9 protein-coding genes are annotated in these 12,802 nt (G+C 60.1%); 3 read left to right on the top strand and 6 right to left on the bottom strand.

The window, feature by feature from the left end; genetic code table 11:
* The first annotated feature begins 4 nt into the window (after window positions 1-4).
* From Q1A63_RS10690 to Q1A63_RS10700, 3 genes are all read left to right on the top strand, one after another.
* Window positions 5-634: a LysE family translocator gene (locus tag Q1A63_RS10690; protein ID WP_298970580.1), complete on the top strand. Its 630-nt coding sequence runs from the start codon at window positions 5-7 to the stop codon at window positions 632-634.
* A gap of 375 nt (window positions 635-1,009) precedes the next feature.
* On the top strand, window positions 1,010-3,049 hold the full coding sequence (locus Q1A63_RS10695) for a hypothetical protein (RefSeq protein WP_298970579.1): 2,040 nt from the start codon (window positions 1,010-1,012) through the stop codon (window positions 3,047-3,049).
* A 107-nt stretch (window positions 3,050-3,156) separates the two neighbouring features.
* Entirely contained in the window at window positions 3,157-4,827 is a 1,671-nt protein-coding gene (locus Q1A63_RS10700) for a sulfatase-like hydrolase/transferase (protein ID WP_298970577.1), read from the top strand.
* A 67-nt stretch (window positions 4,828-4,894) separates the two neighbouring features.
* On the opposite strand, the gene Q1A63_RS10705 is transcribed toward Q1A63_RS10700, so the two are convergent.
* The 6 genes from Q1A63_RS10705 to Q1A63_RS10730 all read right to left on the bottom strand — a co-directional run bounded on the left by Q1A63_RS10705 (window position 4,895) and on the right by Q1A63_RS10730 (window position 12,760).
* Window positions 4,895-5,092, bottom strand: coding sequence for a DUF2783 domain-containing protein (locus Q1A63_RS10705; protein ID WP_298970576.1), 198 nt, complete (start codon window positions 5,090-5,092; stop codon window positions 4,895-4,897).
* On the bottom strand, window positions 5,089-6,720 hold the full coding sequence (locus tag Q1A63_RS10710) for an FAD-dependent oxidoreductase (RefSeq protein ID WP_298970574.1): 1,632 nt from the start codon (window positions 6,718-6,720) through the stop codon (window positions 5,089-5,091). The genes Q1A63_RS10705 and Q1A63_RS10710 overlap by 4 nt, the downstream gene beginning before the upstream one ends.
* Window positions 6,721-6,742: 22 nt before the next feature.
* Window positions 6,743-7,693 carry an MBL fold metallo-hydrolase gene (locus Q1A63_RS10715; RefSeq protein ID WP_298970572.1) on the bottom strand — a complete coding sequence of 317 codons (951 nt, stop codon included), beginning with the start codon at window positions 7,691-7,693 and terminating at the stop codon, window positions 6,743-6,745.
* A 104-nt stretch (window positions 7,694-7,797) separates the two neighbouring features.
* Window positions 7,798-9,144 (bottom strand): aminotransferase class III-fold pyridoxal phosphate-dependent enzyme, encoded by a 1,347-nt coding sequence (locus tag Q1A63_RS10720; protein WP_298970570.1) that lies wholly within the window; start codon window positions 9,142-9,144, stop codon window positions 7,798-7,800.
* A gap of 65 nt (window positions 9,145-9,209) precedes the next feature.
* On the bottom strand, window positions 9,210-10,304 hold the full coding sequence (locus Q1A63_RS10725) for an alcohol dehydrogenase family protein (RefSeq protein WP_298970568.1): 1,095 nt from the start codon (window positions 10,302-10,304) through the stop codon (window positions 9,210-9,212).
* The gene (locus Q1A63_RS10730) at window positions 10,301-12,760 is read right to left on the bottom strand and encodes an FAD-dependent oxidoreductase (RefSeq protein ID WP_298970567.1); all 2,460 of its coding nucleotides are present in this window, start codon (window positions 12,758-12,760) and stop codon (window positions 10,301-10,303) included. Before Q1A63_RS10730 ends, Q1A63_RS10725 begins: the two co-directional genes overlap by 4 nt.
* Window positions 12,761-12,802 lie beyond the last annotated feature (42 nt).

The following is a 12,802-nucleotide window of genomic DNA, read 5'->3' on the forward strand; positions in this document are numbered from 1 at the left end:
CATCATGCCAATGGAAACCTATCTGATCTATCTGGCGGCGGTGGCGGTGTTCTTCGCCACCCCACCCGACACCAGCCAACTGTTGATCGTTTCAAACAGCATTCAACACGGGCTGCGAAAGAGCGTGTACACCATCGCCGGTGACCTGACTGCGAACTGTCTGCAGATGACCGGCGCCGCCTTTGGCCTGGCCGCGATCATCGCCACATCAGCAACCGCATTCATCTGGATCAAATGGCTCGGTGTGGCCTATCTGGTGTGGATCGGGGTGCAATTGATGCGATCACAGGAGCAACCCTCCGATGTCCGCGCCAATGCCTCACCTGCACGGTTGCGGCTTTACCGACAGGGGTTTGTGACCTCGATGGCCAATCCATTTGCCGTGGTTTTCTTTGGCGCATTGTTCCCCCAATTCATCGACCCAACGCTGGCGGTACTGCCACAACTCTTTATCCTCGGGCTCACCTATATCGTCATTGATGGCGCTATTTTAGTGCTCTGGGGATGGCTCGGCATCCGGTCGGCAACGGTGCTGAGACGCTTTGCTTCAGGATTGGTGAACAAGCTGTGTGGCGGCCTTATGATTGCCGCGGCGGCGTTACTGGCCTCCAAGGATTTCCAGCCGCAGCGGTGAGGCGGATGCCTCGCTGCGACCAAAATGAGGGGGGCGACTCATAAGCGTCACCCGCCCGCAAGCGTCCCTTCAAACCCCGGGTAAAACGCGGGTTTTCGATATGAGAGTGCAACTGCTTTGACCCTTCGTGGTGCGTGACAGCGTGCGCTTTGCCCACCGTTCCCACAAAATCCAAACGGACCAGTAAGGCATTGATTTCTAGACTTATCGAGCATTCCGCACAGCCTGGGCAGCACTTCCGTCTCGCAGGCACTAGTCGGCACCCCGACCGCTGACTGCCCTAAGCAGCCCCAACCCCAGATTGAAAAAACGGCCATTCTGTGCTATGTAATGATCACTTTTTAGCAAAGTTATTTTTTGTTCGGAGTTATAGTTATGCTTTTATTTTCATGGCGTTTTGCGCCAACAACTTTGTTGTGCCTATCGTTCTTCCTCAGCAATGCCAGCCTGTCTTATGCCCAAGGCGCCGGGTGCGAAGGGTTGCTTTTGTCAACATCCGAAGACTTCACCATGCAGCAGTCGGAGGGACCGGACGGCAACCCGATTGTCTCCGATGGCGACCTGCTGGCCTTTAACGGTGGCACCACCACCATCTGCCGTCGCAACCGCGATCTGCTGCAACGGTTCGACATTCCGCGCGTCGATTTTGGGCTGGATGCCGTAGCGGCACTGGACCGCGAGCGCGAGATTTTAGCCTTCTCCACCGAACTTGACGATCCAAACGAGCAGTTCGGGGCGGGTGATCTGATTTTCACAACCGGTCTGGTGATCCCAAACTCTGCGCTCACGCAGCGATTTGATCTGCGACATGACATCGGGCTAGACGCGGTCAGCCTGCTCGGGCGTCCGGCTGGGTGGCGCGAATTCATCGAAAAAATGGGCAATGTGTCACGCCGCGAGTTGCAGGCGCAGCCGCAGATCGTGATCGAACTGCTGGAAGCTTTTGAGCTCGACATTCTGTTTTCCACAGAAGGCACGGCCCCAACAGTAACAGCGCCCGCCTTCATCGATGGCGATCTGTTGTCTGTTCGCTCGGGCACGATATTCCGGTCAAATCAGACACTGCTGCCGTCGCTTCCTGCGGGCATCCCTTCAAAAGGCGTGGATTTCGGGCTGGATGCCTACACCTTTGGCGTTGACCCGGAAACCGGCGGACCGTCCGAGTTGATGTCGTCCGAGATCGATATGCGCGCCGAAGGTCTTTATACCGATGGTGACGCGTTGCAGCCCGGTCCAACCTTGCGGTTTCGCAATGAGGTCCTGTTGAAATCGCTTCTCCCCGCGAGCTTTGATCTGGGGCTGGACGCCCTGCATCTGACCGCAGGGGAAATTGCCTGCGGCGCCCCCTCCATCACGCGGATCAGTGGCGTCGATATTACCGACATCATCGGCGGTGTCGCGCAAACACCCGGGTTGTCGGACCGGCCATTTGGCGGATCGCTGCGGATCCAGGGCGCGATGCCCACATGGCTGGAATGTCCGATCCTGCCGCAATACGAGTTCCGTATCGAATTGAACGATGGCTCCGGTTTTCCGGCCATCGGCGATCCCAATACGCTGGCCGTGCCCACAAACTGGCGTCGGCAACTGGATGGCAACCCGTCCCCGATCATTGATTGCGCACCCTCGGCAAGCAATCCGCGCCAGCTTTATCAGCCGGATGGCAACGGGTGGTTCAACCTCGCCGACTACCGGCGCTTTGATGAATGCGGCGAGGACGCAAGCCTCGCGGTCTGGAACTCCAGCGCCTTTGCCGCCAGCGTCGAAGCAGGCGATCCACCGGTCACGGTGCAGTTTCGTCTGGTGATGCGCGAGGTTGGCAGCGCGGTGCCCTTCTCCGTCTCCGCGGTTGAAACGGTACGGTTGGACAACAACACCTATGCCTTGCCCGCCAGCAAGGATATGCCTCTGACGGGTGACGTCTCCATGACGCTGGGCGTTGCATCGGGATCGGACGCCCAGGTCAGCGATTGTGATGTCACCGCAGGATCAAGCGACGTCATCCTCGATCTGCTTGGACGCGCCCGGGATCAGCACTTCTGGCGCTATACCCTGCGCTGGACCGGTGGGAATGTGGTGGGCTGGCAATCCATTGCGCCCAATGACCGCGACGGTGGTGGCGTTGTGCAGCCTCTGGATGCCGTCTTTGACAACGACGGGTCGGACAGACCGCAAATCAGCCTGGGGGGCACGGTGCCCGGCAACGCCACAAACGTGCTGCTGTCCGAGTTCAACATCACGCAGGCCCATATCGCGGCGACCGGTGGTCAACCGCCCATCGAATGCGGCTACGCTGCGGAAGTCACGGCATGGGACCGCACGATTGTCGGCAGCTTCAACGCGCCCAACAACATTTTCGGCACAACCACGCGGCGCGTGTCCTATCCATTGGCGTTCTGCTTTCAGCCCGGATAGCCCTTGATCCGGAACACAAGATCACGCCCTGGCACCCGCCGGGGCGTTTTCGTTTTGAATTGAAGCTTGGCCGCGATCTTGGCACTGATGGACCGGGGAGATGATTTATGTCCAAGAACCCGAAGGCGCCCGCGCTCAACATCCTGTTCGTCATGTATGACCAGCTGCGTTTTGACTATCTGTCCTGCGCCGGGCATCCACATCTGCATACCCCCAATTTCGACCGCGTTGCGAAGATGGGTGTCCGTTTCACCAATGCCTATGTGCAATCTCCGATCTGTGGCGCGTCACGGATGAGCTTTTATACCGGGCGCTATGTCTCTTCGCACGGCGCGCAGTTCAACGGCTTTCCCCTGCGCGTGGGCGAGCACACGATGGGCGATCACTTGCGGCGCGCTGGCATGTCCTGTGCCCTGATCGGCAAAACCCATATGAAAGCTGACGACGCGGGCATGGCCCGTCTGGGGATCGACAAGGACAGCATCATCGGCGTGCGCCAGTCGGAATGCGGGTTCGATCCTTGGGTCCGCGATGACGGGCTTTGGGGCGCCGGACCCGATGGGCTCTATGATCAGAAGAGATCGCCCTATAACGAGTATCTCAAATCAAGGGGCTACCCGTCAGAGAACCCCTGGGCCGATTTTGCCAATGCGGGCATTGATGCATCAGGTAACAAGGCGACGGGGTGGATGTTTGCCAATGCCGATCAGCCCGCCAATATCCGCGAGGAAGACAGCGAAACCCCCTGGCTGACGCGCGAGGCCATTGAATTCATCAAACAGGCCGGGGACGGCTGGTGCGCCCACGTCAGCTACATCAAACCGCACTGGCCCTACATCGTGCCCGCGCCCTATCATGACATGTTTGGCCCGGACCATGTGCCAAAACCGGCGCGGCACGCCATGGAAAAGAACGACCCACATCCGATCTATGACGTCTACATGCGCAGCAAGGTCTCACAGGCGTTTCAGCGCGACGACGTGCGCGACAAGGTCATTCCGACCTACATGGGCCTGATCAAACAATGCGATGACCAGCTTGGCGTCCTGCTTGATTTCCTCGATGACACCGGACGGATGGACAACACGATGATCGTGCTGACCTCCGATCACGGCGACTATCTGGGGGATCACTGGCTGGGGGAAAAGGAACTGTTCCACGATCCCAGCGCCAAGATCCCGATGATCCTCTATGATCCGCGCCCTGCGGCCGACGCGACACGCGGCACCACCTGCGACGCGCTGGTCGAGGCGATTGATCTGGCGCCAACCTTCGTGGAGACAGCAGGTGGTGAGGTCGCGGATCATATTCTTGAGGGCCGCTCGCTGCTGCCGTGGCTGCGGGGCGAGACCCCGGAGTGGCGCGATTTCGTGATCAGCGAATTCGACTACTCCCCCACCGCGCAATGCGCGCAGCTGGGCCTCGCACCCCGTGATGCCAGGCTCTTCATGGTCTTTGACGGGCGCTACAAGCTGATGCATGCCGAAGGGGGGTTCCGCCCCATGCTCTTTGATCTGCAAAAAGACCCTCAGGAATTTGACGATCTTGGAAAATCCGACCGACATCAGGAGGAGGTTGATCGCCTTTATGGGTATTTGGCGCAATGGGGTCGGCGATTGTCGCAACGCACCACCAGGTCTGATGCCGACATCGAAGCCTCTCGCGGGGCGTCCTTGCGCAAGGGGATCCTGCCATTTCTGGTGGATGGCACAGAAGTGCCCGAGGAGCTGACCGCCCTATATCGCGGCAAGGCCGGCAAGTCATTTATCGAGGACTGATCCACCTAGCGGTGAACGCGGGTTGGCATGATGCGGACATTACACGTCCCCCAAGGGCGACGTAAACTCAGTCGCGCGCCCTTGCCCTGGCGGTTTGAAGTGCCTCAAACAGCGTTTCCCGGTCGCCAATGTGGTTGGCGAGCACAAGGATCAGCCGCGCGTTGAGCGCATCGCTTTGCGCCTTGTCCAATCCTTCATGTGCCGCCAGCAAGGCGTCGTAAAAGTCATCCGGATCGGCAATGTTTGGTGTCAGCTTCAGCGTCATCCCCCTGCTCCCCGTGTCAAAGCCAGATCAACGGCGGATCGGATCGCCTCGGCATCGCACTGCGCCCACCGGGCCGCCACATGTTGATCGGGGCGGATCAGATAGACCGCCGCGCCGCAAGCTCCCAGATACCGCTGCGCCAGCGCGCCTGTCGGATCGTCCTGATCTGTCATCAATGACACTGTGCCTATGCTAACCCCGCCGACATCAGATATCTCCGGGGCCTCTGTGTTCAACGCCAGGACCGTGAATTGACCCGGCAGACGGTCCAGCAAATGCCCCTGTCGCAAAGGCGCATCGACACATGGTGCGCCCGGGCGGGTCATCTCGGGCCCTGCCAGCCCATCCGTTCCGTTCAGCGGCATATCATCGTAAACGCAGGGCACCGACAAACGCCCGGAATTCACCAGCGGCCGTGCAAAAGCGTGATCGCGGGCAAGATCCAGCACCGCATTGCGGAAAATCGCGCTGATCTCCGTTTTGGGCGTCAGGAAATCCGTCGCGCGGGTCGAGTTGAGGATGTTCTCATCCGCGCCATGCACCCGTTCCGCCGAATAGCTGTCGAGCAACCCATCAGGCGCCAATCCTTTCACCACCAGATCGAGTTTCCACCCAAGATTGTCGATATCCTGGATGCCGGAATTCGCGCCCCGCGCCCCAAAGGGCGAGACCTGGTGCGCGCTATCGCCTGCAAAGAGCACATTGCCATGGCGAAACTTCTTCATGCGGCGACACTGGAAGGTGTAGATGGACGTCCATTCCAACGCGTACTCGGCGCCTTCGCCGAGCATGGCATCGACCCGCGCGCGGATTTTCACCGGGTCCAGTTCGGCCTGCCTGTCAATGTCCCACCCCAGCTGGAAATCAATCCGCCAGATGTCATCCGGCTGCTTATGCAAGAGTGCGGATTGCCCGCTGTCCTTGAATGGCGGCTCGAACCAGAACCAGCGCTCGGTAGGAAACTCGGCGGTCATTTTGACGTCCGCGATCAGGAAGTTATCCTCAAACACCCGCCCCTCAAAGCTGAGGCCCATCATGTCCCGGACCGGGGACCGCGCACCGTCACAGGCCACCAGCCAATCGGCCTCAACCTGATAGCGCCCATCGGGCGTGTCGACGTCCAGCGCCACGTGATCCGCGTGCTGCGTCAGCCCGGTAACCGCATTGCGCCCGCGAATTTCAATCGGCGCGCCCTGTTCTTGGGCCGCGCGGATGGCCTCGACCAGAAATTTTTCAAAATAGGGTTGCTGCAGGTTGATGAAGGCTGGCCGTTTGTGCCCGGGTTCCGGTTGCAGGTTGAACTCGAACACCTTGTCGTCGCCGTGAAACACTTTGCCGACGTTCCAGACAACGCCCTTGTCCACCATGGGCTGGCCTGCCCCCAAACGATCCGCAATCTCCAAGGTGCGTTTTGCAAAACAGATGGCGCGGCTGCCCTGCCCGACCCCTTCATGGTCATCCAGCACCAAAACTGGCGTGCCCTTTTGCCCAAGATCCAGCGCAAGCGCCATGCCGATGGGCCCGCCGCCGACGATCACTACCGGATGACGAACCGCCGCCGCGTCTTGCGCCGGCACGCGGGTGTAGGGGTAGAGTTTGAAGGCAATATCATATCTGACATCCACCACGGCTGGCCTCCCTTGCCTGCGATCAGCCCTGCAGGGCGGCCCACATTTCCAGATCGCGTTCGGCGGTCCAGATGCGCGGGGTATCGATGCCGCGCGCCTCATCATAGGCGCGGGACACATTGAACGGCAGGCAGTGCTCGTAGATCGCGTAGTCCTTGAACTTCGGATCGCAGGCGGCCCGCACGGCGTCCCATGCGTCTTTCAGCGCGCCGCCACCCGCGGCGACACGTGCTGCGGGCCGGTAGGTGCTGTCGACAAAATCGCGGGTCGAAGCAATGGCCCGCGCCACCGCGTCGCGCCCCACCAGCGCATCCCCGCGGCCTGGTGCAATCGCGTCCACATCATAGGCCTGGATCGCATCCAGTGTGGTACCCCAATCGCTAAAATGTCCGTCTCCACAATAACATGCGGAGTGATCTTCAACGATATCCCCGGTGAACATCACGTTCTGATCCGGCACATGGATGACCGCATCGCCGGCTGTGTGCGCGCGGCCCAGATGCTTGATGTCCACCCGTCTTTTGCCAAGGTAGACCGTCATACTGTCACTGAAGGTCGTTGTCGGATAAGTCAGACCGGGGATGCTTTCGTGCCCTTCAAAGAGACGCGGGAAGCGCTGGAATTCGCTGTCCCAATCCTCCTGCCCGCGCTCGACCACCATCGACCGTGCCGCATCCGACATGATGATCTGATCGGCGCCATAGGCCGAGGCGCCCAGCACGCGCACAGCATGATAATGGGTCAACACCACATGGCTGATCGGTTTGTCGGTGATCCCGCGCAGCTTCTCGATGACCTTGCCAGCCAGGCGCGGGGTCGCCTGTGCTTCCACGATCATCACGGACGTGTCGCCGATGATCACGCCGGAATTGGGGTCTCCTTCGGCGGTGAACGCCCAAAGGCCCTCGCCGATTTCATCAAAGGTGATTTTCTTCTCTGACAGGTCCCCTTGGGACGCGAAGGCCTTGCTCATCTATGTCTCCCTGATCTGGTGCGCGGGCCAGATCTCATTGTAATTCCGGTTCAGGATCTGACATATTTGATGGGCGCGCCCGATCCAGAAGGTCTCAGATTGCTTTAATTGTCGCTTTTGTAACCAACAAGGCCTCGCGCACCGTGGGACGTCAAATCAGCGAGAAAGCCTGCCCAGGCCGCCGAGAGGGCGGCGACCGCTTTCTCAACGGCGCGCTGTGTCACGGCAAGATCGTCGTCCGTGACCGCGAGCGAAGGGTAGAGTTTTCCGGGAGATTTAAAGACACCATTGTCGCGCAGGACCTTGTTATAGGTGGCGTTTATGTCAGCGTCGGAATGCTTTGCGCTGCGATAATCCAGACAATCATGCGCCGTGAAATAGATATCAAAGAGTGTCGGGTCGCCGCAGATCTGATGCGCGATACCGGCCTTCTGCAGGGCCTCCGACTGCATGGTCTGCAGGCTTTCCCCGGTGTTGCGGAGGTGATCATACATGCCGTCACGGCGCAGCACCTCCATCGTTTTCAGCCCGGCAGCGGCGGCAACCGGATTGCCCGACAGTGTCCCAAGCTGCATCAACCACCCGTCGGCCCCTACTGCCGCCTTGTCGAAATGTCGCATGATTTCGGCACTGGCGCCCAAAGCTGCCAGAGGAAACCCGCCCCCGATCACCTTTCCCAAGGTACAGATGTCGGGCACAACGCCATAGCGCTCCTGCGCACCGCCATAGGCCAGACGAAACCCGGTGACGATTTCATCAAAGATCAGCAGCACATGATGCCGGTCACAAAGCGCCCGCAGGCCCTGCAAAAATCCGGGCTGTGGCGGGATGATACGCTGCAACGGTTCCACGATGATGGCGGCAATGTCGGCGTATTCGGCCAGCAGAGACGCCACTGCGTCTAGATCGTTGAAGGGCGCGATAACCATTTGATCGGCGACACCCTGCGGGATGCCGGCGCTGTCGGGCACCGCTTGGGGGAAATTGACCTGGACATTGGGCGCGAGGCTCATCTGGGCTTCGGCGCTCATGCCATGATACCCGCCTTCAAACTTCAGGATCTTGTCACGCCCGGTGACCGCTCGCGCCAGACGGATTGCATACATATCCGCCTCGCCGCCCGAGGTGACAAACCGCACCTGTTCGCAACAGGGCACGGCCGCGCAAATCGCCTCGCCCAGTTCGATCCCTTTGGCATTATTGGCAAAAAATGTCATCCCCTTTGGCAATTGTTCCAGCACGGCTTCCATGACCTCCGGATGCCCATGGCCCAACAGCATGGGTCCCGATCCGATCAGATAATCGACATATTCCGTGCCGTTTTCATCCCACACCCGGCTGCCCTCACCGCGTGCGATGATGATGCCCGGATCGAAATTGCCAAAGCCACCTGCGGGCAAAACCTCTCTTGCCCGGGTGATCCATTCATCTTGTGTCTTGACCTTGAGCATTGCAAACTCCGTCCTTTGGGACCGCGCTAGGGTGTTTCGTCACGCCCTACCGCCCCCTCCGCGCCTCAGGGGATCACCGCGATATTGCCGGTGTGTTTCTTTTCAACAAATGCGGCCTGCGCCGCGTTGAGTTCCGCCAATGGGTAGGTTGCTGCCAGCATCGGGCGCACTTCACCCCGCTCGATGTACCCGACCAGATCGGCAAAGACATGCGGCGGCAGGACGGTGGAACCGGTGAAGGTCAGATCCCGCAGGTAGAATGTCCGCAGATCCAGCGCGACAATCGGACCGGCAATCGCGCCCGAACAGGTGTAGCGCCCGCCCCGTTCCAAAACATCGATGACGGTGCCAAAGTAATCGCCGCCAACGATGTCTGCCACAACGCTGACAGTATCCTGACCAATGGCGTCACGCAGCGCGGCTCGCAGGTTCGAGGGCGCACGCGGCAGCATCGCTGTCGGATGGAGCGCGGCGATATCGGTATGCTTTGCCTCGCTCGCCAAGCAGACCGTACGTGCCCCGCGCCGATGGGCCAACTGGATCAAAGCAGAGCCGACGCCGCCAGAGGCGCCTGTGATCAGCACCGTGTCGCCTTTGGTGACACTGGCCCGGGTCAACATGCCTTCTGCGGTCGAATAGGAGCATGAGAACGTGGCAAGTTCCGCATCACTCAGATCGCTTGTCACCGCGCGGACATTGCGATGATCGACCACAGTGTATTGGGCAAAACCGCCATCGCATTCCGACCCGAAATACCCCGTTTTATCCTTGTTCAATGGGTCGTCCCAATCACGCAGCCAGCAATCGACCATGACACGCCGCCCCATGAGAGAGGGGTCAGCCTGCGCCCCCACCGCCACAACCTCGCCGACCGCATCCGCCCCCTGGATCCGCGGAAAGGTGATCGGCGCCCCACCCCATGAGGGATCCTCTTCCGCGACCTCCTGATAGGCATCACCCGTTGTCGCCTCGGTCACAGTCTTGGAATACCATCCGGATCGCGTGTTCACATCGGTGTTGTTCATCCCGCAAGCGCCCACTTTGATCAGGACATCGAAAGGGCCCGGTTCGGGCGTGGGCCAGTCGGTGTGGTATTCCAAGGCCTCGGGCCCGCCGTGCCGTGTCAGCACATAGGCTTGCATGGTGGTTGGGATGGTCATTCAATGAGCTCCGCTAGGGTATCTGTTCGAGGGTTCAGGCTGTCGGGATCATACGCGGGCGCGCCAAGCACTTTGGCCGCACGCGGCTGTCCGGCGATGAGCACATCAAGATGCGTGCCAGACACCGCCGCTTCCGGTTTGAGGTAGGAGAAGGCAAGGATTTTGCGCACGGTGTGCCCATAGACGATTGAGGTTATCGATCCGGCAAGCTCACCGTTCAACAGGACCGCCTCGCCGCCATGACCATCATTCACCCCGTCCGGTTCGATTTCCAGATAGCTGCACAGCCGACGCAACTCGGTGGTTTCCGCGAGTGATTGCGCCTTGCCAAGGAACGCCTTGTCCAGAGCCACAAACCGCATCACATCCGCCTCTGCCAGGGTGACTTCGTTGGTGAGTTCTGCCACGCCTTTGAACCCTTTCTCCATCCGCATCACATTCATCGCGAAGGAGCCGTAATCTGCCAGTCCAAACGCCTGTCCCGCCGAGCAAAGGGCATTGTAGACCTCAAGGCAGGCCGCATTGGGCATGTGAAATTCCCACCCCAACTCTCCCGCATAAGACATGCGCAAGGCCCAGACATCATGGCCCGCAATTGATATTTGCTGAGCCGACAACCAGCGGAACCGGTGATTGTCGAGCGGGGCATCGGTACATCCGGCAAGCACGTCGCGGGCGCGGGGCCCGTTCAAAGACAGCGCCGACCACTCAGAGGACAGCGACTTTACGGTCACGTCTTCCTCCTCTCGGTGCTGCGCCAGATGATCCCGCAACCGTTGTTCGAAAAAGGCGGCGCAGACGAGGTAATAAACCCCCTCGCCCATTTTCAGGATTGTCGTCTCCAGCTCGATACGGCCCCGACGGTTGAGCATATGCGTCAGCGTGATGGCACCTGCCTTTTGCGGCATGCGGTTGGCCGTCAGGCGGTCGAGGAGCGCATGCGCCCCTGCCCCTTCGACCCGCAGTTTGGTGAAGGCCGTGACATCCATAATGCCCGCACGCTCCCGCACCGCCTTGACTTCCTCGCCGACAATCTCATGCACCTCATTGCGCCGGAAGGAGTAATGATCTTGCTGCGCAAGGCCATGTTTTGCGAACCATCGCGGACGCTCGAAACCACAGACCTCTTCATGCACCGCACCCTTGCCTTTCAGCAGCTCATAAAGCGGCGATGGCTTGATCGGGCGGCCCGCCAGCCGGTTGAAATGCGGAAAGGGTACTTCGTGGCGCAGGCAGTAATCCTCTTTTGCCTTGATCACCTGCCACGGTTTCTGCGCGTAGCTGCCAAACCGCCGCGGGTCATGGTCCCGCATCGAAATGTCTGCTGCACCATGCACCATCCACCGCGCCAGTTCGCGGGTGAGCCCCGGGCCCCAGCCGATCCCGATCTGCGTACCGCAACAGCACCAGTAATTGCGCAGGCCCGGTGCCGGCCCGATCAACGGGTTACCATCGGGGGGATGCGAGATGGCCCCGTGGACTTCGCGGGCGATGCCCAAATCGGCAAGGATCGGCATGCGGTTCAGACTTTCCGCAAGCCACGGCATGACCCGGTCGTAATCAGGGTCAAAGAGCTCATTTTCCGCTGCCCACGGACAGTGATCCTCCCACACCGTGTTCGGGTTTTCCTTCTCATAGATGCCGATCAGGCCGCGTTTCTGCTCCATCCGGATGTAACCCGACACCTTCTTGTCGTCCCGAATGACCGGAAGTTCCCGGTCCAGGTTTTCAAACTCGGGGACCGGCTCTGTGACAAAATAATGGTGCGTCATCGAGGTCATCGGCAGTTGCAAGCCGGACCATTCCCCCATCTGGCGTGCATAGGTCCCGCCGGCATTGACCACATGCTCACACCGAATGGTGCCCTGCTCGGTATCCACCCGCCATGCGCCACCCGGATCTTGCGTGATGTTTGTCGCCCGACACCGACGGATGATCCGCACCCCCAATTGCCGTGCGCCCGCTGCCAGCGCCATGGTTACATTGGTCGGGTCGACGTGGCCGTCATCCGGCGTGTGCAGCGCGCCCAGTACACCTTCGAGATTGTAGAAAGGATGCAGGGCAGCGACGCGATCGCGCCCGACAAGCTCAATGTTGAAACCCAATGACCGCCCGACGGACAGCGTGTGGCGCAGCCAGTCCATTTCATCTTCGGTATAAGCCAGCCGGAAGGAGCCGCAGCCATGCCATGTGACCGCCTGCCCGGCCTCACGCTCCAGCTCGCCCGAATACAACCCGATGTTGTAGTCGACGCATTTGCCCAGCCCGAAGGAACTGGTGGACTGGGTGATCTGCCCGGCTGCGTGCCATGTCGAGCCCGAGGTCAGCTCCGCTTTTTCCAACAGTACAACATCGCGCCAGCCTTCGTGTGCAAGATGATAGGCTAGCCCACAACCCATTACCCCGCCGCCGACGATCACCACCCGGGCGTGGCTTGGAAGGGCATTTTCCGGCATCGCTGCGTCCTTTTCGAGGGCGGTCCTGAAACTACTCGACAG

Source organism: uncultured Roseobacter sp., assembly GCF_947499265.1.
GTDB lineage: Bacteria > Pseudomonadota > Alphaproteobacteria > Rhodobacterales > Rhodobacteraceae > Roseobacter.